General features: G+C 65.5%; 24 protein-coding genes and 1 pseudogene. 10 read left to right on the top strand and 15 right to left on the bottom strand.

What is annotated here, in order from left to right; translation table 11 throughout:
- Window positions 1–299 (bottom strand): hypothetical protein (locus ACIBG0_RS41035; RefSeq protein ID WP_397040829.1); only part of this gene is annotated, 299 nt, incomplete at its 3' end.
- Window positions 300–616: 317 nt separating this feature from the next.
- Entirely contained in the window at window positions 617–2641 is a 2025-nt protein-coding gene (locus ACIBG0_RS41040; RefSeq protein WP_397040830.1) for a CocE/NonD family hydrolase, read from the bottom strand.
- Window positions 2642–2923: 282 nt separating this feature from the next.
- Here ACIBG0_RS41040 and ACIBG0_RS41045 point away from each other — a divergent pair, with 282 nt between their 5' ends.
- A complete protein-coding gene (locus tag ACIBG0_RS41045) occupies window positions 2924–3517 on the top strand; it encodes a dihydrofolate reductase family protein (RefSeq protein WP_397040832.1) in 594 nt (197 codons plus the stop codon).
- Window position 3518: 1 nt separating this feature from the next.
- Here ACIBG0_RS41045 and ACIBG0_RS41050 read toward each other — a convergent pair whose 3' ends face one another.
- Complete coding sequence (locus tag ACIBG0_RS41050) at window positions 3519–4250, bottom strand: TetR/AcrR family transcriptional regulator (RefSeq protein ID WP_397040833.1); 732 nt, start codon at window positions 4248–4250, stop codon at window positions 3519–3521.
- 46 nt (window positions 4251–4296) lie between these two features.
- Between ACIBG0_RS41050 and ACIBG0_RS41055 the strand changes: the two genes are divergently transcribed.
- The gene (locus tag ACIBG0_RS41055) at window positions 4297–5805 is read left to right on the top strand and encodes an FAD-dependent monooxygenase (RefSeq protein ID WP_397040835.1); all 1509 of its coding nucleotides are present in this window, start codon (window positions 4297–4299) and stop codon (window positions 5803–5805) included.
- 2 nt (window positions 5806–5807) lie between these two features.
- Here the strand turns inward: ACIBG0_RS41055 and ACIBG0_RS41060 are convergent, their stop codons facing one another.
- Complete coding sequence (locus tag ACIBG0_RS41060) at window positions 5808–6347, bottom strand: LppP/LprE family lipoprotein (RefSeq protein ID WP_397040837.1); 540 nt, start codon at window positions 6345–6347, stop codon at window positions 5808–5810.
- A 170-nt stretch (window positions 6348–6517) separates the two neighbouring features.
- On the opposite strand from ACIBG0_RS41060, the gene ACIBG0_RS41065 reads away from it, so the two are divergent.
- From ACIBG0_RS41065 to ACIBG0_RS41080, 4 genes are all read left to right on the top strand, one after another.
- Window positions 6518–7408, top strand: coding sequence for a bile acid:sodium symporter family protein (locus ACIBG0_RS41065; protein WP_397040839.1), 891 nt, complete (start codon window positions 6518–6520; stop codon window positions 7406–7408).
- A 67-nt stretch (window positions 7409–7475) separates the two neighbouring features.
- Window positions 7476–9185: a serine/threonine-protein kinase gene (locus ACIBG0_RS41070; RefSeq protein WP_397040841.1), complete on the top strand. Its 1710-nt coding sequence runs from the start codon at window positions 7476–7478 to the stop codon at window positions 9183–9185.
- A gap of 99 nt (window positions 9186–9284) precedes the next feature.
- Window positions 9285–9653: a DUF1304 domain-containing protein gene (locus tag ACIBG0_RS41075; RefSeq protein ID WP_397040843.1), complete on the top strand. Its 369-nt coding sequence runs from the start codon at window positions 9285–9287 to the stop codon at window positions 9651–9653.
- A gap of 42 nt (window positions 9654–9695) precedes the next feature.
- Window positions 9696–10784 (top strand): PQQ-dependent sugar dehydrogenase, encoded by a 1089-nt coding sequence (locus tag ACIBG0_RS41080; protein WP_397040870.1) that lies wholly within the window; start codon window positions 9696–9698, stop codon window positions 10782–10784.
- Between the two features lie 6 nt (window positions 10785–10790).
- Here the strand turns inward: ACIBG0_RS41080 and ACIBG0_RS41085 are convergent, their stop codons facing one another.
- Window positions 10791–11435 (bottom strand): hemerythrin domain-containing protein, encoded by a 645-nt coding sequence (locus ACIBG0_RS41085; protein WP_397040845.1) that lies wholly within the window; start codon window positions 11433–11435, stop codon window positions 10791–10793.
- Window positions 11436–11541: 106 nt separating this feature from the next.
- Between ACIBG0_RS41085 and ACIBG0_RS41090 the strand changes: the two genes are divergently transcribed.
- Window positions 11542–11760 (top strand): TetR family transcriptional regulator, encoded by a 219-nt coding sequence (locus ACIBG0_RS41090; RefSeq protein WP_397040847.1) that lies wholly within the window; start codon window positions 11542–11544, stop codon window positions 11758–11760.
- On the opposite strand, the gene hutI is transcribed toward ACIBG0_RS41090, so the two are convergent.
- The 5 genes from hutI to hutH form a co-directional block, all read right to left on the bottom strand.
- Entirely contained in the window at window positions 11663–12829 is a 1167-nt protein-coding gene (hutI, locus tag ACIBG0_RS41095; protein WP_397040849.1) for an imidazolonepropionase, read from the bottom strand. The two genes, ACIBG0_RS41090 and hutI, sit on opposite strands and share 98 nt — an antisense overlap.
- A gap of 49 nt (window positions 12830–12878) precedes the next feature.
- Window positions 12879–14183 (bottom strand): formimidoylglutamate deiminase, encoded by a 1305-nt coding sequence (locus ACIBG0_RS41100; RefSeq protein WP_397040851.1) that lies wholly within the window; start codon window positions 14181–14183, stop codon window positions 12879–12881.
- 97 nt (window positions 14184–14280) lie between these two features.
- On the bottom strand, window positions 14281–15480 hold the full coding sequence (locus ACIBG0_RS41105; protein WP_397040853.1) for an allantoate amidohydrolase: 1200 nt from the start codon (window positions 15478–15480) through the stop codon (window positions 14281–14283).
- Window positions 15477–17129 carry a urocanate hydratase gene (gene hutU, locus ACIBG0_RS41110; RefSeq protein ID WP_397040855.1) on the bottom strand — a complete coding sequence of 551 codons (1653 nt, stop codon included), beginning with the start codon at window positions 17127–17129 and terminating at the stop codon, window positions 15477–15479. The genes ACIBG0_RS41105 and hutU overlap by 4 nt, the downstream gene beginning before the upstream one ends.
- Before the next feature lie 134 nt (window positions 17130–17263).
- On the bottom strand, window positions 17264–18820 hold the full coding sequence (hutH, locus tag ACIBG0_RS41115) for a histidine ammonia-lyase (RefSeq protein ID WP_397040857.1): 1557 nt from the start codon (window positions 18818–18820) through the stop codon (window positions 17264–17266).
- 86 nt (window positions 18821–18906) lie between these two features.
- On the opposite strand from hutH, the gene ACIBG0_RS41120 reads away from it, so the two are divergent.
- Both ACIBG0_RS41120 and ACIBG0_RS41125 read left to right on the top strand, forming a co-directional pair.
- On the top strand, window positions 18907–19689 hold the full coding sequence (locus ACIBG0_RS41120; protein ID WP_397040859.1) for an IclR family transcriptional regulator: 783 nt from the start codon (window positions 18907–18909) through the stop codon (window positions 19687–19689).
- 175 nt (window positions 19690–19864) lie between these two features.
- Window positions 19865–21187 carry a family 1 glycosylhydrolase gene (locus ACIBG0_RS41125; RefSeq protein ID WP_397040860.1) on the top strand — a complete coding sequence of 441 codons (1323 nt, stop codon included), beginning with the start codon at window positions 19865–19867 and terminating at the stop codon, window positions 21185–21187.
- A gap of 167 nt (window positions 21188–21354) precedes the next feature.
- Here the strand turns inward: ACIBG0_RS41125 and ACIBG0_RS41130 are convergent, their stop codons facing one another.
- The 5 genes and pseudogenes from ACIBG0_RS41130 to ACIBG0_RS41150 all read right to left on the bottom strand — a co-directional run bounded on the left by ACIBG0_RS41130 (window position 21355) and on the right by ACIBG0_RS41150 (window position 25702).
- Window positions 21355–22050 carry a DUF1275 family protein gene (locus ACIBG0_RS41130; protein ID WP_397040862.1) on the bottom strand — a complete coding sequence of 232 codons (696 nt, stop codon included), beginning with the start codon at window positions 22048–22050 and terminating at the stop codon, window positions 21355–21357.
- Between the two features lie 42 nt (window positions 22051–22092).
- On the bottom strand, window positions 22093–22278 hold the full coding sequence (gene dmpI / locus ACIBG0_RS41135) for a 4-oxalocrotonate tautomerase DmpI (RefSeq protein ID WP_040689632.1): 186 nt from the start codon (window positions 22276–22278) through the stop codon (window positions 22093–22095).
- A 137-nt stretch (window positions 22279–22415) separates the two neighbouring features.
- Window positions 22416–23309 (bottom strand): LysR substrate-binding domain-containing protein, encoded by an 894-nt coding sequence (locus tag ACIBG0_RS41140; RefSeq protein ID WP_397040864.1) that lies wholly within the window; start codon window positions 23307–23309, stop codon window positions 22416–22418.
- 360 nt (window positions 23310–23669) lie between these two features.
- A pseudogene (locus ACIBG0_RS41145) lies at window positions 23670–24905 on the bottom strand (MFS transporter).
- Window positions 24902–25702: an alpha/beta fold hydrolase gene (locus ACIBG0_RS41150; protein ID WP_397040866.1), complete on the bottom strand. Its 801-nt coding sequence runs from the start codon at window positions 25700–25702 to the stop codon at window positions 24902–24904. Before ACIBG0_RS41150 ends, ACIBG0_RS41145 begins: the two are co-directional and overlap by 4 nt.
- Before the next feature lie 67 nt (window positions 25703–25769).
- Here ACIBG0_RS41150 and ACIBG0_RS41155 point away from each other — a divergent pair, with 67 nt between their 5' ends.
- Window positions 25770–26132 (top strand): MerR family transcriptional regulator, encoded by a 363-nt coding sequence (locus ACIBG0_RS41155; RefSeq protein ID WP_397040868.1) that lies wholly within the window; start codon window positions 25770–25772, stop codon window positions 26130–26132.
- Window positions 26133–26609: the final 477 nt, after the last annotated feature.

Raw genomic sequence — 26609 nt, forward strand, 5'->3', positions numbered from 1 at the left:
TTGTCTTTGCACTCGTCGATGGAGGCCTTGACCTCCTCGAAACGAGGATCGGAGAAAGAAAGAGACATCGACCCGGAGAAGTCCTCGATCGGCGAAATCTCCTCGAGGACCTCCTGCAGTCCGCCCGTCGAATCGCCCACGCCGAGTTCGGCGGCGCGGGCCTCCCATTCCGGGCCGCCGATCAGCCAGGCAAACGAATCGGTCTGCACGTCGAGCAGGCCGGGAACCTCCAGCGGCTCCCGGATCCTGGCGAAGGAAATCCGCTTCGGTGCACCAACCGTCCGGCTCGATTCTGACAAGGTGCGTCCTTCCCCTCACGCAATGCGCGAACATCGCTTGTCTACTGATGAATTTCGCCCCGGCCGCGCACCCGAACGAAACTCGCGCACCACAAAGGAAACATCACCACAGCGGATGATGTTTACAACGATTGGTTCGTGAGGTGGACAGGAGGCAACCAGCGCAACGTCCAAAATTACACTCACACTCGCTGAATGTCGAGTGCGGAAACAGAAAAGGAATCAATGTTTTTGAGCCACGTCAGAACCACGCCGAATTGCTTCCCATTTATAGAATAACTTGCGCTGCCCGCCTACGTCAAGCTTTTCGCCACATTTCAGGCGATGGGCCGGTTCGTGGGCAGATTGACGAAGCTCGGCGCATCCGGATCGAGCTGCAAGTATTGGGGCTTGAGCTCAGTGGCGTTGAGCATCGGCCGAAAAGCCAAAGCCTTCGGCATGTTTCCGGCGAACACATCCACCCGCAGCCGGTGGCCGGGCAGCAAGAGTGCTTGGGTCGGGATGACCGCGATATCCAGTGTCACGGGTTCTCCCGGCACGACGGGCAGCATGCTCTCCAGGGTGATCGGGTTGTACGGCGCGGTGTAATCGCCACTCGCCGAGCGCATACTGCGCGCCTCGTCCACCGCACGCAGTGACGCGGTGAGCTGGCCGGTGGTCAATACGGTCGACGTACCGTCGGGCGAGACATCGTTGACGGTGACGTCCCAGTAGCCGTCCGTCGCATCGTGCACCACGTTGAGGTGCACATTGATCGGTCCGGAGAGCACCGTCGGCTCACTCATCTGCGCACTCGTGAAGGTCAGCCCATTGCCCTCGGCGACGCGAGAATCCTTGGCGCAGATATCGAATGGCGCGGCTAAACCGGCGGAGCCCTGCGCGGTATCGCGTGAGCATGCCATGCTCATCCCGGGCGCCACTTGCAGGGCGGTGCGGTCCTTCGGCTTCGTCGAGGACAGTGACCCGTCGTGCACCGCATGCTCGGCGGTATCGCTCGACGCCGAGGACAGGTAGACGCGACGATGTGTGACACTGGGTTCCGGAAACTGTCCCAAGGTCTTCCAGCCCGCACCCTGCTCCCACAGCGTAATCGGCCCGAAGTCGCCGATGCCGTTGTCGATGCCTTTGAGCCACTTGTCGAACCACACCCGCTGCAGCACATCCAACCGCGGCGGAGCGCCGGGCACACCGGTACCGGCACCCGGATTCGCGTGGTAGGTATCGCCGATCAGCAACTGCTTCTTCGCCTGCGGCAGTGGGATGACGTTGTACAGTTTGGACGCGCTATTGGCGAAGATGTCATGCCAGCCGCCATACATGAAGGTGGGCACCGTGATTCGCTCGGGATGCCCGAGAATCCCCTGCCGGAACTCACTGTTGTCGTCGAGTGCGGCGGCCAGCGCGGTCGGCACCCGGTCCAGCGACGGGGTGAGCAGCGCCTGCGCCAGTAGATCGGAATTGGTTGCCGGATCGGCCAATCTGGACTGGAGCCATTTCCAGTCGAAAGTGCCGTTGAGCATCGAGGGCACGTCGGGAATCAGCTTCGACTGGTTCACATTGCTCAACCACAGGGGCAAGAAGGTCGTGCCGATACCGCCACCCGGTGCGACGACATCACGCATCAGATCGCTGCCCGCCTCCACCGGGAAGATGGCTTTCAGTGCGGCAGGAGCGTTTTCGGCCGCACGCAGTTGATTGATGCCCGCATAGGAGCCACCGCTCATACCGACCGTACCGTTGGACCACGGCTGCTTGGCCGCCCAATCGATCACCTCGAGGGTGTCCAATTGTTCACGCTTGCCGAGGGTGTTCCAGGTGCCCTGGGAGAAACCGGTGCCGCGGACGTCCGCGACCACCAACGTGTAGCCGCTGCGGATGAGATTGCGGTCGATGCCCAGCACGGTTTGGATCATGCCGCCGTCGAGCGCGTGCATCAGCTCACCGAATCCGCTGATCGGCGTGCCGGACAGATTGAGACGCCGGACCATGTCCATGGTGAACGGCCGCAGTCCGGGCGTGGCGAAGGCCGAATCGATCAGATTGCTCATCAGTTTGGTGTAGGGCGTGAGGTTCACAATCGTCGGCAACGGCTTGTCGACCACTGTGTTCGCCGCATCGACGGGTCGATACACATTCGCCTTGAGTACGACGCCGTCGCTCATGCGAATCGGGACATCCCAGTCGATATGGACGTCCGGATACTCCTGCGGGCCGTCGTGCATAGTGGTCCACCGCTCACCGAGGGTGCTGTCGATGCTTTGCTCGGCGGTCGCGGAGCCGCCGCCACTCGAGGCAAGTGCCACCACGGCGGCGACAACGGTCGCCAGTCGAACCCAACGCATAAGCGCAGGTGTCACTCCATGCCCCGACAACTCGTGATCCCCTCTCGATTGGTAGGCAGCATGCAAACAAGATCGTCCGATCGACGCGCGACGACGACGATAGCAACCCATTGGCGAATATCGCGCTAGCTACGGTCGGTGCGGTTCGTCGGATTCGGTCGCAGACTCGCTGAGCCCACCATGCGGCGTTATCGAACCGTGACCGATTCGGGTCGAATCGCCGACCCGCGCTCCGACCCCTGGGTACACGCCACCGCGGCGTGCTGACTCGAAAGGATCGAAATGCGCAAGCTCATCGTCGTCAACATCATGTCGCTGGACGGCTACTTCGAAGGCCAGGGCGGTAATGTCATGGCCCTGCCGATGGACGAATCGTTCGACCGCACCAACCTCGAGCACATCCGCAATGCCGATACCGTCCTGCTCGGCGGCACGTCCTACCGGATGTTCAGTGGCTTCTGGCCGAATGTCGAGCACGATCCGACGTTCTCGTCCACGAATCGCGAATTCGCCAAGCGCTACAACGCCATCGACAAGGTCGTCGTCTCCGACCACGCGGAACTTCCGCCCGCGGACCACGCCTGGGCGAGGAACACCCGCATAGTCCCTCGGTCCGTTGCCTATGCGGCGATCGCCGAGCTGAAGCAACAGCAGGGTGGCGATATCGTCGTCTTCGCCAGCCGAATCCTGTGGCACGACCTGCTGATCCACGGCCTGGTGGATGAATTGCACGTGGTGATCGGCGCGGCCACGCTCGGCGGGGGCACCCCGATCTTCACGGGCAACCACCCGCCCCTGCGGCGGGTGGAAACCAGAACCTTCGACGACTCCGACAACATCTTCGTGCGCTACGTCGCGCTCGATGGCTCGAACTGAGCTATTTCGGTAGTCCGAGACGACCCGTGATGCCGTCGAGCAGGCTGGTCAAAGTCCACTCGACGGGGTCTGCAGCACCGGTGGTGGTACGTGCGGCGATCCAGCGTGCGAAGGCCGGATAGCGGCCGTCGGCGAGGATCGGCGCCAGCATCGGTCGCGCGGCGGCGGCCAACTCGTCGTCGGTGTGCAGTCCCGAGCGCGCCCGCATGCGGTTCTCCTCGGCGAGTTGCAGTGCGGCGCCGATGAGATGGCCGTCCACGGCGGCGGTGATCAGCGTCATATCGTCGGCGGCGATATCGAGGGGCTCCAACAGGGCGAAGCGGAAGTCGAAGTAGCGCAGCGCATTCGGCCCGATCGGGGGTCTGGTATGCACGAGTTCACCGAACCAGAGGTGGCGCTGGATCACCGACCAGCTGGCCAGCGAAAGCTCTTCGAGTGCGGTGCGCCAATGCCCCGAAGGCGCTGCGGGCAGCGGAATCTCGCCATATACGGCATCGATCATCAGGTCGACCAGACCGTCCTTGCTGCCGACATAGCGATACAGCGACATCGGCGTGGACGCCCCGACCGCCGTCGCGATCCGCCGCATGGTCAGCGCCCGCGCACCCTCGGCATCGGCCACGGTCAATGCCGCACGCAGGATGCTCGCCCGGCTCAGCGTCGTGGTCGGTCGGCCGGGTGGTTCCGGCAGCGACCAGATCAACGGTCCGGGCGGCGACGAATCCGCACTCATTGCCACCTCCTTGCGGGGCATTCAACCATTCGTGTACAACGTACACATGATGTACAACGTACACGCACCTCGTGTTCTGATCGTCGGTGGCGGATTGGTCGGGCTGTCGGCCGCGCTGTTCCTGCGTCGGCATGGCGTGGCAACCGTGCTGGTCGAACGCCGGGCCACCACCTCACCGCAACCCAAGGCCAGGCGCATCAATATCCGAACCATGGAACTGTTCGGTCAGCTCGGCATAGCCGAGCAGGTTCTCGAGGCGGCCCGCGACCTCACCGGGTACCAGCACTTCGCGGCCGGTCCGACGCTCGCGCAAGCCGAACGAATTCCTTTCACGCTGCCCGGTGGGGTGCCGGACTGGTCGACCATCACCCCGGCCACCGCCTGCCTGTGTGCCCAGGATCTGCTGGAGCCGGTGCTGCGGCGCATCGCCGTGGCCCGCGGCTGCGATATACGGTTCGGCGTCGAGCTCACCGACTTCGTCGACGCGACCGATGGCATCACCGCCACAATCCGCGCCGCCGACGGCACGGTCGAGCGCTTGCGAGCGGACTACCTGATCGCCGCCGACGGTGCGTCGAGTCCGATCCGCGAGCGGCTCGGCATCGCGCGCGATGGACGTGGCACGCTCGGCCGAGCCGTCAACGTGTACTTCCGCGCCGATCTCGCCGAGTTGGTGCGCGGCCGCGAATTCAACCTTTGCCAGATCGAGAATGCGGATGCGCCAGGAGCTTTCGCCTCGATCGACGGGTCACGCCGCTGGATATTCACCACCACCGTTGGGGTCGACCGTCCCGTCGATGAATGGCCGAACGTATTGCGGACGGCCATCGGCGTTCCCGACACTCCGATCGAGCTGCTCAGCGTACTGCCCTGGGAGCCAGGGATGTTCGTGGCCGAGCGATATCGTGCGGGCCGCGTCTTGCTGGCCGGTGACGCCGCACACGTCATGCCGCCCTTCGCCGCCGCTGGCGCGAATACCGGCATCGAGGACGTGCACAATCTGGCCTGGAAGTTGGCGGCCGTACTCCGCGACGAGGCCGATCCGGCATTGCTGGACACCTACCACACCGAACGCCATCCGGTGGGATGGTACATCGCCGACCAGTCGAGCATCCGAACCGCCGACCTGCGCACCATGAATCGCGAATCCACCGACGCCACACCACTCGCCGACCCGATCGCCCTGATCCTCGGCCACCGCTACCATGCGGGCGCGCTCATCGACGACGGCAGCACGCACACCATGGCGCAGCTCGATCTCACCGGCCAACCCGGCACTCGGCTGCCGCATCGCCGGCTTCCCGACGGTCGCTCCACACTCGACCTCATCGACACGTCCTGGGCCCTGCTGGTCGGCCCGGCAGGCACCGCATGGCATGCCGATCTACCGCTGGAAATCCATGAGCTCGACCAGGATTGGCCCGAGACCGTCGGTCTCTCCCCTACCGGCGCGCTGCTCGTACGCCCCGATCAGATCATTGCCTGGCGCATGCCCAGCCTGCCGAGTGATCCGCCCGCCGCGCTGCGCGCCGTCCTGGATCGCATAATGCGATGACGTTATTTCGGTGGCGTCCCGATCGTCTGGACTTGCTTTCCATCCCAATGGAATTGGACCGATGTCACCGTGCCGTCCGGGCAGGCATTGCAACTGCCGGGCGTCTTGTAGATCACACCGACGGTGTCATCGGCCGTGTGTACCGGATCCAGCGAGGTGAACCCGAGACTTTCCCGCGTGCCGGTGCCGACGAATTCGCCCTTGTGGAACAGCAGCACTTGATTCGGTGAACTGCCGGTCGCGCCCTCGACCGTAATGATCACGGCCGATAGTGTGACGCACGGATCGAAGGTGCCCTCGAATCCGGCCGGATCGGTGGACCACGGCACCTTGGTGATCGGATCTACCGGCAGCGTCGCGATCGCCGCACCAATCACCGGCGCGGTCAGATCGACGCCGCATTTCGCCGCAGGCGACGTGGTCGCCACCGTAGTGGTCGGTCCGCCATCGGTTATCCGGCTGCCGTTATCGCCTGAGCTGCACGCGCTCAGACCAACGAGTCCGACACCGAGGGTGAGCAGTACTAGCCGATGGGTCTGCATCGAGGGAATGCCCCTTCAGGTCGGACGGGTGTCTCGATCGCGCTCCGCACACCATCATCGCATCGTCGAATCCGGCGATCGCCGCGGCCGGGCTCCCACGGGTGGGGTCGCCGCTCGGACGGTGAGTCGATAACGTCGATATCCGTCCGAGTCCTGATGAGGAGATCTGAATGGGTTCAACGATTTTCGCCGTGTTCCTACCGCTGGCCCTGGCGCTGGTGATGTTCGGTCTCGGGTTGACCTTGACCGTCGACGATTTCGCCAGAGTGCTGCGGTATCCCAAGGCGGCGGTGGTCGCGCTGGTGTGCCAGATGATCGTGCTGCCCGCGATCTGCCTGGGTCTGGTCTATCTGTTCCGGCTCGAGGGTGCGCTGGCCGTCGGGGTGATGTTGCTCGTCGCCTCGCCGGGCGGGCCGTCGGCGAATCTGTTCAGCCATATCGCCGGTGGCAATGTGGCGCTGAATATCACGCTGACGGCGATCAATTCGATTCTCGCCGTCTTCACCCTGCCGCTGGTGGTCACGCTGTCGTTCACACTGTTCATGGACGACGACGCGGCGATCGGGCTGCGGCCGGATAAGTTCGCCCAGGTGTTCGCGATCGTGCTGGTGCCGGTCGCGGTGGGGATGTGGGTGCATCGCCGGTTCACCGACTGGGCGGATCGGATGCGCAAGAACGTCAAGATCGTCTCGGCGGTGGTGCTGCTGCTCGTCGTGGTGGCGGCGGTGGGGCGCGAGTTCGACACGCTGACCGAGAACATCGGCAAACTCGCCACGCTCAGTCTGCTGCTGTCGACGTTGAGCTTCGTCATCGGGTACACCGTGCCGCGCTTGTTCCGGGTGCAGACCGATCAGGCGATCGCCTCGGCGATGGAGATCGGCATCCACAATGGCGCATTGGCCATCGCGGTTGCCTCCAGCGTGCTGCACAATTCGCAGATGGCGGTGCCGCCCGCGGTCTACGGGGTGCTGATGAATGTTCCGGCCGCCATCGCCGCATACTTGTTGGCGCGGCAGCTGCGCCGTGCGGATCCCACGCCGGTTCCGGCCGCCACCGGCTAGGGCAACCTAGTGCGTCGATGGGTAGCCTTTGCGTGTTCGACGTCAGGTGAGAGGACCCCAGTTCGCGATGCGACCGCTCGGCACAGACGATCCCACGCGGATCGGGGACTACCGGCTACTCGGCCTGCTCGGTGCGGGCGGTATGGGCCGGGTGTACCTCGGGCGCAGCGCGGGTGGGCGCACCGTCGCGGTGAAGGTGATCCGGCCGGATCTGATCGGCGACGAGTTCCGGGAGCGGTTCCGCCGCGAGGTCACCGCGGCGCGGCGAGTCGGCGGGAAGTTCACCGCACCGGTGCTCGATGCGGATGTGGATTCCACGCCGCCGTGGCTGGCGACCGGCTATGTGGCCGGATTCTCGTTGACCGATGCGGTCGAGCAGTTCGGCACATTCGACGAGAACACGCTGCTGGTGCTCGCGCACGGTCTGGCCGAGGCATTGATCGCGGTGCACGGCGCGGGGATCGTGCATCGCGATCTGAAACCCTCCAATGTGCTGTTGGCAGTGGACGGCCCGAAGGTGATCGACTTCGGCATCGCACGCGCCGCCGAGGACAGTGCGCTGACGACCACCGGAAATGTCATCGGCTCACCGGGATTCATGTGTCCCGAGCAGGTGCTCGGACCGACCATGGGACCCGAGGGTGATGTTTTCGCACTCGGCGGCGTGCTCGTCTACGCGGCGACCGGGCAGGGTCCGTTCGGCTCCGGTGAGACGGTGCAGATGCTGTATCGGGTGGTGTACGAGGAGCCGCGGCTGGCGGCGGTGCCGGACCGGCTGCGGCCGCTCATCGCTTCCTGTCTGCACAAGGATGTGGCGGCGCGACCGACACCGCAGCAGCTACTCGATCAGCTGACCGAACTCGGGGTTCCGGAGCGTGGCGGCTGGCTGCCCGCGCCGGTGCTCGAAGAGGTGAGTCGGCGCGCGGTGGCGCTGCTCGATCTGGAATCCGGCCCGGTCGAGGCGGTCGGCCCGGATCCGTCGCGGTCGGCGCCGACGATTTCGTCATCGAATTCGGGACCGCACGCAGCGCCCCATACGCTGTCGCGGACCGCGGCCGATACGGTGGCTTGGCAGTCCGGAAATACGGCATGGCAATCCGGACCACACCGGCCGCAAGCTAATTCGAGTCATATGTATGCGCCGTATTCGCCGGCGCAGGATCGGTCTGGGCCACAACCTGCCTACTACCACGCGCAGCCTGCGCCGAAGACTCGGTCGCGCCGGACCGCATTGATCGTCGCGGCCGTGGTGGTCTGTCTCATCGTCGCGGGCGGCGCGTTTCTGATCGGGACGCAGCTGACCGACAAATCCTCCGATTCCGCCGCGACGGTGAGCACTTCAGCGGTGGCTACCTCCGTCGCTCGCACGACTGCCTCGACGACACAGACCTCCGCGACGAGCACCTCGGCGGCGGCAACGGACTCCGTGATACCCGAAGCGTTCGTCGGCAAGTGGACCGGCACCGCAAGGGATGCCCTCGCTGTCTTCGATATCGAGTTGACCATTCAGGACGGGAAAATCGGCGAGGAAGTCGCCACCTCGGCCAATACCGGCCAGGCATCGCACAGCCGTTGTGAACGCACCGAACGGCTGACGAATGCGACCGATACCCAGCTCACCTTCGTTGCCCGGCTCAGCGGCGGTGCGAGCGGGTGCATGGACGAAGGGTCGACATCGAAGGTGATACTGCAGCCGGACGGTTCGCTCACCTACAGCTTCAGCGGCGGCTTCAGCGGTGTGCTCGGCGATGTCACCGGCACTCTGCGCAAGAACTGATGTGCGAGATTCACCGGGCGCGCCTTCCGACCCACTCGACGCCGATCGTCCATCCTGTGGACCGACAACGAGCCGTATCCGCGTGAAAGGAAGACTCGAATGCGCGTAGTAGCCGAAGTGCTGGTCGGCCTGGTGGCGTTGCTGCACATCTACATCCTGGTCATGGAGATGTTCCTCTGGACCACGCCGCGGGTGCGCGCGTCCTTCGGCAGCACCGCCGAATTCGCCGAGCAGACCAAGGTCTTGGCTGCCAACCAGGGCCTCTACAACGGCTTCCTGGCGGCCGGTCTGATCTGGGGCATCATCGCCTCGGACCCGGTCGGATTCGCCGCGATGATCTTCTTCACCGCATGCGTTGTCGTCGCCGGAATCTACGGTGCGGCGACAGCGAACCGTCGGATCCTGTTCGTCCAGGCGCTGCCCGGTGCGATCGCCCTTGTCGCCGTACTGGTGGCGGGCAGCGACTAACGCTTGCCGAACCGTCGACACCGCCGAATGATCAATCGGAGAATAGGCATGCGGAGATTCATCGGGATCGTGGTCGCCGTGCTGATGGTCTGCGCGGTTAGCGGATGCGGCGGCGATTCCGACTCGGAAGCGAGCGTCGTCATGAGCACCGCGCCCAGCACACCGTCGGGAGTGCCGGATCTGGCTGCGGGGCAGGAGATCGCGCGCGATATCGATGTGCCGTGGGGACTGGCCTTCCTGCCCGATGGTGGTGTGCTGGTCGCGGAACGGGATACCAGCCGGATTCTGCGGGTGGTGCCTGGACGTGCGCCCGAGCAGGTGTACGAGGTGCCGGGAGTTGTGGCGCGCGGCGAGGGTGGTCTGCTCGGCCTTGCCGTGGCGGCGGATTATGCCGAAACAGGATATATCTACGCGTATTTCACCGCTGCCGATGACAATCGGATCGTGCGGTTCCGGCTCGACGGACAACCGGAGGTCGTCTTCGATGGTATCGCCAAGGCCGGGGTCCACAATGGCGGACGCATCGCATTCGGACCCGATGGGATGTTGTATGTCGGAACCGGAGATGCGGGGCAGGGCACTAGATCTCAGGATCCGGCGAACCCTAATGGCAAAATCCTTCGACTGACACCCGATGGTGCCGCGGCACCGGGCAATCCGACGCCTGGTTCGCCGGTTTACAGTCTGGGACATCGCAATGTGCAAGGTCTGGCCTGGGATCGTTCCAGCAGACTCTTCGCGGCGGAGTTCGGGCAGGACAACTTCGACGAGATCAATCTGATCGAGCCGGGCCGCAACTATGGCTGGCCGATCGTGGAAGGTATGGGCGGCACGGACCGGGGATTCACTGATCCCCAAGTCATGTGGAAACCTGCGGAGTCATCGCCGTCCGGCATCGCCATCTCCGGCGACACCCTGTATGTGGCGGCGCTGCGCGGGGAACGATTGTGGACGGTTCCGCTGCACGAGGGCACGCTGGGCACACCGCAGTCCCGGCTGTCCGACCTGGGCCGCCTGCGCACGGTGGCGGTAGCCTCGGACGGCGCACTGTGGCTGACCACCTCCAACACGGACGGCCGCGGTGACGTCCGTGCCGGTGATGATCGGATCATCCGCTTCCCGGCGCGCTGAATTCGACTATTTGACAACCTTGCCGACCGAGCGCAGATCGCGGCGCAGCAGTGCGGTCTCCCTGGCGTGGCTACGGCGGCCGAACACTCGATACAGCAGCCGCACGTGCACCGGAAGCTGTCTCGTGAATTCCGACCACTCACGCTCATCGGCCTCCTCGGCGATATGACCGAGGAAAACCAGAGCTCGCGCCCTCGGCAGAGCAGCCATACCCCGCTTGCCGAGCTCGGCCCACTCCGATCGGGTCAAGGTTTCGGCCACGACCGGCAGTACCGAATCTTCTTCCAGGCGAAGATGTTCGGTGAGCAACCCATGCAGTCGGCGTAGGCCCTCGACGAGCAGATCCGCCGTTTCCACATCGCCCTGATGTTCCCATTCGGAGAGTTCGGAATCGGCACGCCGCATGTGGGCATCGATTTCTTCGTGCTGGGTCCGCATGAGATCAACCAGTGTCGAATCCAGTTCCGCCGAAAGCAGTTTCGGCCATACTAGCTCGTCCTCATCGCAGTGATGGTGATGCAGCGCGGCGAGCATCTCGCGCGCATGCGCACTCACTCGTGTCACCTGTTCGGCATCCAAGGGCGAGGTGGCCTCGACAATGTCTGCCAGCAAACGAAATTCGCGACCGAAGACGCGGTGAACGAGCACCATGTCGTGAGTATCACAGCCCGGCGCCTCGGCCGCCCGACGGCTCATAACACCTGCTCCAGCGCAGCTCGAAGCTCCCCGATTGTCATTTAGTTCCTCCCGTTACTAAATGCACTCCTGTGCGATAAGTGCAACTCAGTATAGTTTTGGCCGACCCTCGGTCAATGACATCGCCGCCGCTGCGGACCTATCCAAACGCACCGTCTACCTGTATTTCCCCACAGTTTCTGCTAGACCGCACTCGGCCATTCGGCCGCCGCAATGCGATGTCCCAAGCGCCAGACCGCCCGCGTCAGCGGGACCCCTGGACGGTACGCCAGATGGGTGACCGAGGGGGCGTCGAGCACCTGGAGATCGGCGCGTGCACCGACCTCGATGACCCCGACATCATTGCGGCGCAATGCTTTCGCGCCCGCGGCGGTGGCCGCGTACACTGCTTCGGCAATCGAGAGCCCCATTTGGAGTACGGCCGTTGCCACGCAGTAGGCCATCGACGTGGTGTAGGAGCTGCCCGGATTGGCATTGGTTGCCAGGGCGACGGTCGCACCGGCGTCGAGTAGCGCACGGGCGGGAGCGAGTGGCTGTCGGGTGGACAAATCGCAGGCGGGCAGGACGGTGGCGACGGTGTCCGAGGCGGCGAGGGCCTCGATATCGGCTTCGGTGAGGTAGGTGCAGTGATCGACGCTTGCCGCGCCGTGCCGGACCGCCAGTTGCACACCGGGGCCGGTGCCCAATTGGTTGCCGTGCACACGTAAACCGAGTCCGCGTGCGGCGGCCGCGCGCAGGACGCGATCGGACTGAGCCTCGTCGAAAGCGCCTGTCTCGCAGAAGACATCGGCCCAGCGCACATGTGGTGCGACCGCGTCGAGCATATCGCCGCAGACCAAGTCCACGTAGCTTTCGGCGTCGGCACCGGGCGGGACCAAGTGGGCGCCGAGAAAGGTCACCTCGTCGGCGATGGCGGCGGCGATGCGGGCCGAGCGCGTCTCGTCGGGCACGCTGAGGCCGTATCCGGTTTTGGTCTCCAGGCAGGTCGTGCCCTGGCGGTAGGCCTCGGTGACGTGGCGGTGCAGGTTGGTCGAAAGCTGTTCGTCCGAGGCGCCTCTGGTGGCGGCGACCGTTGTCGCGATACCACCGGCACGGTAAGGCTGACCGGCCATCCTGGCCTCGAATTCGGCGGTGCGATCACCGGCGAAGACCAGATGGGTGTGGCTGTCGACCCAGCCCGGCAGCGCGGCGCGGCCGCCGATGTCGACACGATCATCGGCGGCGGGTGCGGAGTCCGCCGCGCCGATCCAGGCGAAGCGTTCACCATCGAGCACCACCGCGGCATCGTGCAGCGGCCCGTCAGACGCGTTGGTCGTCAGCTCGCCGATTCCAGTGATGAGGGTCGACACGGTGCCCTTTCTGTCGGTGAGATTCTGCTCGTTTCGTCGTCGCCAGCTGTCACGGCGGGCATAAAGCCCGAATCTCTTCTCGTAGAATCGTTTCGGGGTCCTCCACCAGTAAATGGCGACCATCGGAGACCACCTGCCGCCCGGCGATCATCACCTCGCGGATATCGGCGGCCGAGGCGGCGAACAATGCGGCCGCGGGTTCGGTGCCAGCGGTCCGGATCGAGTCGAGATCTACGGTGACCAGATCGGCAGCCGCACCCGCTTCGATGCGACCCACTTCCGGCCAGCCGATCGATGCGTGATCGGTTGCCGCACTGAACAACTCCGCTATTTCGAATCGGCCGCGGGTGTGGGATGCGAGTCGTTCGTTCAACTCCAGTGCCCGCCACTCTTCGAAACCGTCCACGATCGCGTGACTGTCGGTGCCCAGGCACAGCCGAACTCCGGCATCGAGAAGTTGGCGGGCCGGACCGATGCCGTCGCCGAGATCGCGTTCGGTGGTCGGGCAGAAGCACGCTCGCGACCGCGCGGCGGCCAGCATCCGGATATCGGCGGTGCTCATATGTGTGGCATGCACGGCTACCGTATCCGGCCCGAGCAACCCGTTTTCGGCCAATAACGCCGTCGGTGTAAGCCCGTGTGCGGCAAGGCAATCACGATTCTCGGCTGGTTGTTCCGAGAGGTGGATGTGCACAGGGCGACCGTCGGCCTGTTCGGCGACCACCGCCAGTGCCTGCGGTGGTACCGCGCGCACCGAATGTGCGGCCACACCGGTGCGCACCCACTCCGACTCCGGCTTGAACGCGGCGGCGCGCTCGGCCCAGGCCGCCGCATCACCGTCACTGAAGCGCCGCTGATGTTCGTCGGGCTCTCGACCGAATCCGCGACTGAGATAACAGGTATCGAGCAGGGTGAGTCGAATCCCGGCGTCCTGCGCTGCCGCGGCCAGGGCCATACTCATCGCATTCGGATCGGCATAGGCCGCCCCGCCGGGCGCGTGATGCAGGTAGTGGAATTCGCCGACGCTGGTGTATCCGGCCAGGACCATCTCCGCGTAGACCCCGCGTGCGAGCCGGTAGTAGGAGTCGGGTGCCAGCCGATCGGCGACCGCGTACATTCGTTCTCGCCACGTCCAGAACGAGCCCCGGCCATGGTGGGTGCGCCCGCGCAAGGCGCGATGGAAAGCATGTGAGTGCGCATTCGCCAACCCGGGAATGGTCAAGCCGCGTAATATATTTCCGTTCGGCTCGGTCCCCCGGGTGATCGCGCGGATCGTCGATCCGGCGATATCGATCGTCACCCGTTCGGCCAGTCCGTCGGGCAGCCAAGCGTATTCGGCCCAATAGGCGCTCATCGGAGCGGACCTACCGTCGGTCGGCGTCGACTCGAATCAGCGCTTCGGCGTGATCCATCGCTGAGCAGAACTCCGCACCGCACGCAGCGCTGCGCGCTCATTTCGCCAAGTCCTCGAGCACGCGAGCCAGGCTCTCCGCACCGAAATCCACGTCCGCGGGTTCCGAATACTCCTGCGGCGCATGGCTGATGCCAGTTGGGTTGCGCACATAGAGCATGCCGGACGGCACATGGGCCGCCAGGATGCCCGCATCGTGCCCCGCGCCGGTCGGCAGGGCGGGCACACCGCCGAGCACTGCGTCCATTCGGCCGCGCAGTGGCTCATCGAAAACAACATCGTCCGAATAGGATTCCTCGGTAACGGTGACCTCGCAGCCCTCGGCGGCCGCGGCCTCGCGTGCGAATCCCGCGATATTCTCGACCAGTGCGGCGGTGCGTCCGTCTCCGGCGACGCGCGCGTCCAGCCACAGATCCACGGTCGACGCAATGACATTCGTGCCGCCCGGCGTTGGTATCAGCTTGCCGACGGTCGCCCTGGCATCGTCGGTGGCCGCGGCAACCCGGCGAGCGGCCGCGATCACGGCGGCCGCGGGCAGCATCGGATCGTGACGGTCGGGCATGCGGGTCGCACCCGCATGGTTGCCCTGGCCGGTGAAGCAGAACCGGTAGCGTCCGTGCGCGATGATGCTGCTGCCGGTGGCGATCGGGCTGTCCAGGTCGATCAGCCCGCGTCCCTGTTCGACATGCAATTCGACGAAGCAGCCGATACCGGCGAGCGCTTCGGGATCCGCGCCGAACCGATCCGGGTCCTGCCCCGCTTTGGCCGCGGCCTCGGCGAAGGTGATCCCGGCGGCATCGCGCAGTCCGCGAGCCCGGTCGGCGTCGATGGCACCGGTCAGCAGTCTGGACCCCAGACACGGCACTCCGAAACGCCCACCCTCCTCCTCCGCGAACACCAATAGCGCGAGGGGCTTCGCCGGTGTGAAACCCCTGGCGCGCAAGATATCCACGGCAGCGAGCGCGCTCGTCACTCCGAGCGGGCCGTCGAATGCGCCCCCACCGGGCACCGAGTCCAGATGACTCCCCGTGACCACGGCACCCGAACCCGGAGTTCCCCACCACGCCCAGATGTTGCCGTTGCGGTCGGTCGTGACATCCAGACCGCGCCGGGCCGCCTGCTCGATGAACCAATCCCGCAATTCCAGTTCGGCACGGTCGAAGGCGTGCCGGGAATAACCGCCACGCCGTACATCCCGGCCCACATCCGCGATGTCGGCGAGCAGTCCGTTCGCTGTCACTTGTTCTCCTGCATGGGGATTCGCACGCCGCGCTCGTCGGCGACCGCACTGGCCCGCTCGTATCCGGCATCCACATGCCGAATGACGCCCATACCGGGGTCATTGGTGAGCACGCGCTCGATCTTCTGCCCGGCCAACGCGGTTCCATCCGCGACACAGACCTGACCGGCGTGAATGGACCGGCCCATGCCAACCCCACCGCCGTGGTGAATCGAAACCCAGCTCGCGCCCGAAGCGGTGTTGACCAGCGCATTGAGCAGCGGCCAGTCGGCAATGGCATCGGAACCATCGGCCATGGACTCGGTTTCGCGATAGGGCGAGGCGACACTGCCGGAGTCGAGGTGGTCGCGGCCGATCACCACCGGGGCCTGCAACTCGCCGTTGGCGACCATTTCGTTGAAGCGGAGTCCGGCCAAGTGCCGCTCACCGTAGCCGAGCCAGCAGATGCGGGCCGGAAGTCCTTGGAAGGCAACGCGTTCCCCCGCCATGGTGATCCAGCGGCGCAGGGATTCGTTCTCCGGGAACAGTTCCAGCATGGCGCGGTCGGTCGCGGCGATATCCGCCGGATCACCGGACAGCGCGGCCCAGCGGAACGGCCCCTTGCCCTCGCAGAACAGCGGCCGGATATAGGCGGGCACGAAACCCGGGAAGTCGAACGCCCGCTCGCAGCCACCGAGTTTCGCCTCCCCGCGCAGCGAATTGCCATAGTCGAAGACCTCGGCACCGCGGTCGAGGAACCCGAGCATCGCGTCGACGTGTTCGGCCATGGATTCGCGGGACCGGTCGGTGAATTCGTCGGGCTTCTTCGCCGCGTAATCGGCCCAGTCCTCGACTGCGACACCGCGCGGCAGATACGCGAGGGGATCGTGCGCAGAGGTCTGGTCGGTGACGATATCGATCTCGACACCCGCCGCCAGCAGCTTCGGCAGCACCTCGGACGCATTTCCGATCAGACCGACCGACAGTGCCTTTCGCTCCTTTCGTGCCTTCGAGACTCGGCGCACCGCATCATCGAAATCGGTGGCGATCTCGTCGAGATAGCGGTCGTGTACCCGCCGCTCGGCACGTGCCGGATCGCATTCGACGACCAGCGCAACCCCGCCGTTCATGGTGACCGCCAGCGGCTGCGCGCCGCCCATGCCACCCAATCCCGCCGTGAGTGTGAGGGTTCCGGCGAGTGTGCCACCGAAACGCTTATCCGCGACCGCGGCGAAGGTCTCGTAGGTGCCCTGCAGAATGCCCTGGGTGCCGATGTAGATCCACGAGCCCGCGGTCATCTGCCCGTACATGGTGAGACCGAGCGATTCCAGTCTGCGGAACTCCGGCCAGGTCGCCCAGTCCCCCACCAGATTCGAATTGGCGATCAGTACCCGCGGCGCCCATTCGTGCGTCCGGAAAACGCCCACGGGCTTTCCCGACTGGACCAGCAGGGTCTCATCGGCCTCGAGCGTGGTGATGGTGCGGGTGATCGCATCGAAGCTGGCCCAGTTCCGCGCCGCCTTACCGGTGCCGCCGTAGACCACCAGATCCTGCGGGCGCTCGGCCACGTCGGGATCGAGATTGTTCTGCAGCATCCGGAGGGCACCCTCGGTCTGCCAGTTCTTGGCCGTCAGTTGCGTGCCACGCGCCGCGCGCACTGTCCGTGTCATCGGATTGCCTCCATATCAACGAGATTCCGGTCCGCTCCGCAGGTGGCTGTTGCATAGCTACTGGGGACCACGCACGAGGTTGAGCCCGATCCGCCATGCGGAAACCGGAATGCTTCGGGAGTTGGCAAGGGAGCTCACTTTCCTGAGGTATCGAGGTGGGGTGTGACCGCGGCCAGCAGTTCGCCGGAACGGACCAGTTCCGTCGCGGTGGCGATTTCCGGGGCGAGGTGTCGGTCCGGTCCCGGGCCCTCGACCTCGATGCGGAGCAAGGCGAGTGCCGCCGCCGTGGCCGGGCCAGGACGCAATGGCGCACGCAAATCCAATGCCCGTGCGGCCGTGAGGTATTCGATGGCCAGTACGGTGGCCAGGCCGTCGACGGCCCTGCGCAATTTGCGCGCTGCCGACCAGCCCATCGACACATGGTCTTCCTGCATCGCACTGCTCGGAATCGAATCCACCGAGGCGGGCATCGCGAGGCGTTTGAGCTCGCTGACGATTCCCGCCTGGGTGTACTGGGCGATCATATGACCGGAATCGACACCGGGATCGGCCGCCAGAAAGGCCGGAAGGCCGTGCGAACGTGCGACATCCAGCATCCGATCGGTGCGCCGCTCGGCCATGCTCGCGACATCGGCGACCGGAATGGCCAGGAAGTCCAGGACATACGCCACCGGAGCACCGTGGAAATTGCCATTGGATTCCAGCCTGCCATCGGCGAGCACGACGGGATTGTCGATGGCCGAGGCCATTTCTCGCTCGGCCACCAATTCCGCGTGCGCGAGGGTATCGCGGGCGGCGCCGTGCACCTGCGGTGCGCAGCGCAACGAGTACGCGTCCTGCACCCGGTTGCACTCCGGACCTCGGTGGCTGGCAACGATTTCCGAGCCCGCTAGCGCAGCGGCCATCCGCCGCGCTGACAGTGCTTGGCCCGGATGTGGACGCAACGTCTGCAGGTCATCGGCGAAGACCCGATCGGTGCCGAGCAGCGCCTCCACACTCATGGCGGCGGTGATATCGGCGACGTCGAACAGTTGGCGCAGATCACTGATCGCGAGCGCCAGCATGCCGAGCATGCCATCGGTGCCGTTGGTGAGCGCGAGCCCTTCCTTCTCGCCGAGAACTACCGGGGTGATTCCCTTGGCGTGCAACGCTTCTGCGGCCGCGATAACCGTGCCGGAGGTGTCGCGGACCTCACCTTCCCCCATCAGCGCCAAAGCGACGGCGGCCAATGGCGCGAGATCGCCGGAACAGCCGAGCGAGCCGAACTCGTGCACCACTGGTGTAATGCCCGCATTGATCAACGCGGCCAAGGTGCGAGCCGTCTCCGGTCGCACCCCGGTATGTCCGGTGGCCAAGGTGCGCAAGCGCAGCAGCATCATGGCGCGCACCACTTCGGTCTCGACCGCCGCACCCGCGCCCGCGGCATGCGAGCGGATCAGCGACCGCTGCAGCGCGGCCCGACTCTCCGGCGGAATGTGTCGGGTAGCCAGGGCGCCGAAGCCGGTGGAGACGCCGTAGGTCGGGACCGTGCCCGCGGCCAGCGCGTCGACGTGCTGGCGCGCATGGGTCAGCCGCTTCTCGGCGGCTTCGCTGAATCGCACCTCGGCACCGGCGCGGGCAACGGCGACGATGCGTTCGACGCTCAGCGGCCCGTCCAGCTCCACGGGCGGTAACTGCGTGGTATCCGGCATAGCCCCATTCCACCGCCGCGCGGGCGGATGGAGAATGAGGCTGAGCCAGGTTCCGTCTGGTATCCGAGACAATCCGAGGAGGCGCCATGGGAACGAGCAGCGACATTCCGGCACTGCGGCGCGGCCTGGCCGTGCTGCAGTTGATGGCGACCCGGGCCGGACCGGTCTCCGCGTCCACCGTCGCGCGTGAGCTGGACATCCCCCGCTCCACCACCTATCACCTGCTCGCCGAGTTGGAGCAGGCTCGCTTCGTCACCCGGCTGCCCGCCGAACGCCGCTACGGCCTCGGTATCGCCGCCTTCGAATTGGGTTCGGCCTATCTGCGCCACGATCCGCTGGAGCGGGTGGCCGGACCGTTGCTGCGCGAGCTGGCCGGACGGGTCGGACACAACGCGCACCTCGGAGTTCTGCACGGCAATGAACTGCTGTATCTGATCAAGGAACGCCCGGCGCGGCCCGAAACTCTGGTGACCGATGTCGGCGTCCGATTGCCCGCGCAGTTGACCGCATCGGGTCGGGCGATCCTGGCGCATCTGCCCGCCGCCCATGTGCGCGCACTGTTCCCATCGGCCGCGGCCTTCGTGCGTCGCACGGACCGCGGCCCGACCAGCCTCGCCGCGCTGCGCACCATTCTGGCCGCCGAGCGGCGGCGCGGCTGGGCGAGCGAGGACGGACATGTCACCGCCGGATTCGCCTCGGTCGCCTATCCAACATTCGATCACGACCATCGGCCGATCGCGGCGATCAGCGTGACGCTGCGGCACCATTGCGAACAGATCCCCTGCGTGGCCGATTGGTCCGGTCTCGCTGCCCAGGTGCGGTCGACCGCTGACGAGCTCACCCGGCGCATCGGGGGGCGGGTGAGCTGAGGGCGCAAATAGACAGCAATCGACATGAACTTCCAGGTCTTCGGACTCCATATCCGACACACCGACCGACTATGCGGTTCTCAGCAATCTAACAGTTACGCTGGGAGATCACCGATCCGGGCAAAGCCCGCCAGGTGACGCACGACCAACAGTGCCAGATGGGGACAGGAGCTCGATGCGAACACCGATGCGCCGCCGCACCCTGGTCGGACTCGCGTTCATCGCGACCGCGCTACTGCTGCCCGGCATCACCATGCCGACCGCGCACGCCACCATCGCACCATTCGGCCGGGAGTTCCTCTGGGGCGTCGCGTCATCGGGCTTCCAATCCGAAGGCCATGCGCCGGACAGCAATTGGACCCGCTACATCGAGTCCGGCAACGCCGGGGACGACTACGAGAACTCGGTCGATTTCTACAAGCGCTACATCTCCGATATCAACCTCGCCGCAAGTCTCGGGGTCCGGGTGTATCGGATCGGCATCGAATGGGCGCGGGTCCAGCCGCAACCCGATACCTGGGACGAGGCGGCATTCGGCTTCTACGACAACGTAATAGCGCGCATTCTCGCGGCCGGAATGCGGCCGATGCTCACCCTGGATCACTGGGTATACCCCGGATGGGCTGCCGATCGGGGCGGCTGGCGCAACCAGGGCATGGTCGAGGCTTGGCTGGCCAACATGCGAAAGGTGGTGAACCGCTATGCCTCTCGCGACCCGCTGTGGGTCACCTTCAACGAGCCCGCCGCCTACATCGGCACCGAACTGCGCATCGGCGCGATCACACCCGACGAGGCGCCCGCCGTCTTGGACCGAATCGCCGAGGCGCACAACGCAATCTACGACACCATCCATCAGAACCGACCCGACGCGCAGGTCACCAGCAACCTCGGCTATGTCGCGGGAGCCGAGACCGAGGTGAACCAGCCGATCGTGGACCGGATTGCCGACAAGCTCGATTTCATCGGCGTCGACTACTATTTCGCGCCACTGCCGGAAACGAACAAAGCGGTACAGGGCGGTTCGAACGAAGGTCCGGCGATCTGGGAACTCCCTATTCACACCGAGGGCATCTACTACGCATTGCGTCATTACGCACAGTTTTTTCCCGATCGCCCACTGTATGTCGTGGAGAACGGCATGCCCACCGAGGACGGCAAGCCACGCGCCGACGGCTACACCCGCGCCGACCACCTCCGCGACACCGTCTACTGGCTGCAGCGCGCCAAGGCCGACGGCATGAATGTCGTCGGCTACAACTACTGGAGCCTGACCGACAATTACGAATGGGGCAGCTACACACCACGTTTCGGCCTCTACACCGTCGATGTCCGCACCGACCCCGCCCTGGCCCGCACCCCCACCGACGCAGTCGACGCCTACCGGGCCATCATCCGATCCGGCGGCGTCCCCACTACCTATCACCCAACCCGCCCACCCGCCGAATGCGGCTTGGTCGACCCACCCGACAGCTGCGACGAAACCGTCGCCGTTCCCTAGGCGAATGTCCGCCGAGGATTCCTCCCGGCTCCGCTACACCCGGAGCCGAATCCTTGATCTGCGAATCTAGTTCCCGCAACAGCACCCGGTCCGGATTCACCCGAGCCGAATCCGACCGAGTGATTCGGTCTGCCCTCGGGAATTCCGCGATCGGCGTGACAGCGTCACTATTCGTCCGATGTCGATCCGGCCGGTAGCGCGGTGTCACGAGCGGCGTACGCAAGACTCGCCGCCGATGCGATCAGGGCGGCGGGGACGACGAAACCCCAATGGGCACTTCTGGAATAGAGTGCGACAGCTGCGGCGGCACCGGTGACAACCGCGGCGATTCTGGCGACGGCGAGCGGGTCGACACGACGATTCGCGGCAAGGTCGCTGACCAGACCGGTGAACGTGCTCGTCATATAGGTGGTCGGTGATCCGCGATCAATAACCAGGACTGCCGCGGACTGGACGCCCATGGCCAGGGCTGCTACAGCCAGCAGGATGATGCGAATGGCACCGACCGCATCGGCGAACACAGCGACAACGGCGACGACGACCACCAATGCCGCCTCACCCGCGAGGCAGTGCCGGATACGTGCGGTGCGCCGTCTCGCCGGCGGCATTGCGCGACACCAGCGCGCGGCCCCCGCAACACCGACGAGGTAGGCAACGAGGACCGTCAACGGCGGTGTCAGCTCGATCCCGGACAACCCGGCGGCCGCACCGAGCAGCACCAGATTTCCGGTCAGGATGCTGGCGAATACCTTGCCGAGTTCGGTGAAAACCAGGGCGTCGGTCGCGCCTGCACCGGCGGATAGCAGCACCAGAACCACCGGCCCGACCGGTAGCCAGCGTGGCAGGTCATGCTTGATCGGCATGACCGCGACGGTATCGGTCGGGCTTCGGCATCCTGCGGTCGGCTATTTCTTATCGGCGGTCAGCTGTCCGGCCGCGCCCCAACTGTCGGCGGGCGTCTCGTGAATCCACACCTGGACGGTCTCGGCCGGAATCTGGTACGCGTCGACGAAGGCGTCGGTGATTCGGCGGACCAGATCCCGCTTCAGTTCGACGGTGCGCGGGCCCTGCTGGACGGTGACGATGGGCATGACTGATCTCCTGACTGAAAAATGTTGGGACAGACCGCATCCGGATGCTTCCGGCTTGTTCGGCGGCCTGTTATCAGTTCACCCGAACCAAGATCGTCGACCAAGGCCCAGTTCGTTCACGCAGCGATAACGAATGCTTATCGTGCGGCTTCCTTCGCAAGCAAGTCGCGCAATAACTCCGAGCTCGGCGAATCGGTCCCCGCCCGCAGGGCGACGGCAATCGGCAGGCTCAGGCCGCCGTCGGCGAACGGACGGAACGCGACTCGCGGATTGTGCACCTGGTCGGCATTGGCGGCGTAGATCACCGTCCACATGGCGGTGGCGGTGCCGATCGCGGCCAAATTGTCCTGCAGCGTGGCGGCGGTCGGTGCCGGGACCGGCTCGAAACCCGCACGCCGACAAGACATCAGCACCAGATCCACCAATGCCGGATGATTGCGTCGCTCGGTCATCCGCAATGGCACCGAGGCGAGATCGGTCAAATGCACCGTCTCGTGCGCGGCCAGCGGATGCCGGGCGGGAAGTGCCGCGACGAGCGGGTCATCCCATGCGCGCAGATACGCGAGGCCGGGGGAGTCCTCGGCGGCGGGTGCACGCACGAACGCCGCGTCCAGCCGTCCGTCTGCGACCTGAGCCAACCGCTCGCGCACCGGCAGCGTGACCAACTCGATCCGCACCTGCGGCAGACGCTCGGCAAAGGCATCCAGGATGGCGTCCAGCCGGGTACCGAGTCCGGTAACCGTGCCGAGCCGGAACACCTCCGCCCGCGCGCCGGCCAGATCGGCCACCGACGCCCGCGCCTGATCCGCCGCGATCAATACTCCGCGCGCCGCGGGCAGAAACCGCTGCCCGGCCTCCGTCAATCGCACCCGTCGCGGCGACCGATCCAACAGTTGCACCTTCAACTCCCGCTCGAGCCGCCGCACCTGCTGACTCACCGCCGGCTGCGCGATATGCAGCCGCTCAGCAGCGCGCCCGAAGTGCAGTTCCTCGGCCACGGTGACGAAATAGCGCAATTGGCGCAGCTCCATGGCGCGGGCTCCTCGAGTTAGCGGTGCTGTCGATTTCTCTGCACCATACAAGTGGACTCACCGTCGACTGCCGCGTCGCCAATCGTGGGACTACCGACAACGGCTGATGCCTTTGGGAAACATGTTCCAGATCTGTCACGCCGGCTGGTCATGGCGACGGCAGCCGAGCATCCCATGATGCCGATTCCAGGACATTGAATGCTTCGTTGTCTTCGACCTGGCGCTTTACTACAAGATGGTGCATCTGTTCCGGGAGCGTGTCCGTATGCGAGGTTAAGGCGTCAGGCCGAACCAACGACCCGCGACCGGGCCGCGCGTACATGCCGAGCACCCGGTCTGAAATGCCACAGATCATGTTGTTCAGCAGCGGTTTCTGCTGGCTTGTGTGCCGCCCCGGCTGGGCGCGCGATCCGTACGGGAGGGCTGTCGAGGTTCGAAAACAGCTGGTGCAGTGATGATAAGGATGGTTCCAGCGGCCAGCGCAATGCCAGACCACAAGGGCAGGGATGCGGCCGGGGTGTGGCTCAGCAGGGCGGCTCCGAGTGCGGAGCCACCGGTTATGCCGAGTTGATAGGACACGACGTAGGCGCCGGACGGGATGTCCGGGGCGGCCGGAGCTGTGCGTAGGACGGCGTGTTGCAGACTTACCGGCAAGGCCGCCGCGGCGGCACCCCACAGCATGACGAGGATGAAGACGATCCAGCTGAGGTGCGCAATGCCGAGCGCGGTGATCGCGCATGTCAGTGTCACGGGCACGGTGAGAGCAGTGCGACGCGGATGGGAGTCGAGCGCGCGTCCGACGAGAGCGAGACCGAACAAGCCCGCAATGCCGTACCCGGCCAGAACGACTACCAACAGCGATCCGCTCAACCCAGCCGGCGCGATCAGCAGTGTGAGGTAGGTGTAGCTCACGTAGTGGCCGACGACCAGTGCGGTCGTTACGAGACAGACTACGAGAACCGGTCCGAGACTGAATGTTGCGCGGGTGCGTACCTTGTGCGGTGGTGGAGGTGTTTCGGGTAACGCGGCTCGCAGCAGGAACGCGGTGGCGCCGGCCGCACCAGCGAGCGCGAGTGCGGCTGCGCGCCAACCCAATTCGTGTGCCAGGCCGGTAACGATCGGCGCACCAGCGATCAGGCCCAGCGAAGAGCCCGCGAAGACCACCGCCGTCGCCCGGCCGCGCATTCCGTCCGGTGCGTACCGTGCCGCTACCACGGGGATCTACGACCACACCAGGCCGTGTGCTATCGCCGCCACGCCGCGTGCCAGCGCCGCGACCGTGAAATTCGGAGCCAGACCAAATGTCACCTGTGAGAGGGCCAGCAGCACAAGGGATACGGTGAGGGCGCGGCGCCGGTCCAGCCGCCGACAAGCCCACACCGCGGGCAGCGTCGCCGCCCCGGCCGCGATCGCGTACGCGGTGAGCAGGAGCCCAGCCGTGGCGGGGGCCACGTGCAATCCCATGGCGAGATCGTTCAATGCGCCGATCGGGAACAGCTCGGCGGTCAGGTACACGAACAGTGCCAGGCCCAGCACCGCCAATCGTCCGTACAGTGCACCGGCCGTGGTCGTTTGCGGTGCGGCCATTTGCGTCATCCCGGCAGGCGGTCCAGGAAGGCGGACACCTCCGCAACCCACGGCCCAGCTTCCGCAGGCGTGAAAATATGCCCGGCCGACGGGTATTCGATCAGCTCGGCACCGGCGATGCCGGAAGCCAACTGGCGAACGGTATCCGGCAGCACGACCCGGTCCTCGCCGCTCACGACGACGAGGGTGGGCACGTCGACGGCGGAAAGCAGCGGCCGAATATCGGTGCGGCTCACCAGCTCTGCATGATCGGCGCCGCCGACGGGGTAGCCGGCGCGGATCTGCCGTACCGCCGCCGCGTGCTCGTCCTCGGACACACTTGTGAGCGTTCCAGGTGAGTTGGCGTAGAAGAGCAACTCGGCCAGGATGTCGAAATCGCCGCGTTCGGCCAGATGCCGCCACACCCGGACCAGCGCACGTGCCTGCGCGTCCGGATACACCAGCCCGACGGTGAGTACCAGCGCGCTGACGTGCTCGGGGTGCCGGGTGGCCGCGGTCACGGCGACAGCAGAACCCAGCGAAAGCCCGACGATCGGAAATCGTTCGGCACCAGCCTCCAAGGCGGTCGCGACCACGGTGTCGGCGAGTTCGTCGATCGACAGCGGCGCGATCGCCTGCGGTGTTTTGCCGGCGCCGGGATAGTAGGGTCCGACGAAACGCCGATCCGCGATGGTGTCGATGAGTGGTGCGAAGTTCTCGCGGACACCACCACCGGCACCGTGGGCGAGGGCGACCACCGGACCGGTACCGCTGTCGACGACATCTACCTGGTCCAACAACTGCTGACGCTGCGCATCGGAAATCATGCCGCGAAGTTAAGCGTTGACGTTGGCGTGAAGGTCAAGACGAACTCCGGACCACGCAGGGCGCGGCATGCGGATCGGTGAACTCGCCCGCCGCTCGGGCACGACGACGCGCGCATTGCGCTATTACGAGGAGCAAGGCCTGCTCGCGTCCGAACGGACCGGCAATGGCTACCGCGACTACAGCGAAGCGTGTCTGGTGCGAGTCCGCCACATCCGGGCACTGCTCGAAGCCGGGTTCAACTCGCAAACCGTCGCGCAACTGCTGCCCTGTGCCAGCGGCTCGCGCCCACAGCTCGAACTGTGCCCCAACATTGTCGCAGCCATGCAAACAACCTTGCAGCGGATCGAATCCAACCTGGAGACCCTCAGCAGCCACCATGCAGCGGTGTCCTCGTTTCTCGAGGGTGAATCATCCTCGGATTCCGCCTGAGAAGATCCGCGAGCAGATCGTAGGCATAACTTCGGCAGGTCAGCGGGCTCGCATCGCCCAACGCCAGATCTTGCACGAACTGAACCGCGGCCGGCACCGGCGTTCGGGAATGGTCGACCACCAGATACGGCGGGGATGCTTCCGGACCAGCTACCACGGCGCCGATTCGGGGTAGCTGCACCGAACCGGTCATCAGCGATCTACGAAGGCCACTCTCCCTCCACCACACCAACTCCTTCGTCAATAACACGGAATCGGTGCAGTCAACAGGACCCATGAAACCACCCGCCGACAGCGAGACCGGCGGGTGCGCGGTTGGGTTCGGCTTCGACAGAAACAGATCGGCGGGGGGGGGGGGGGGGGGCCCCCCCCGGGGGGGGGGGGGGGTTGGGCGGGTGGGCGAGCGGGGGGGGGTTTTGGGTGGGGTTTAGGGGCGCGGGGGGGCGGGGGAACCCGGCCCGGGCGAAGATCTGTTCC

The sequence above is a fragment of the Nocardia sp. NPDC050630 genome, assembly GCF_044457245.1.
Lineage (GTDB): Bacteria > Actinomycetota > Actinomycetes > Mycobacteriales > Mycobacteriaceae > Nocardia.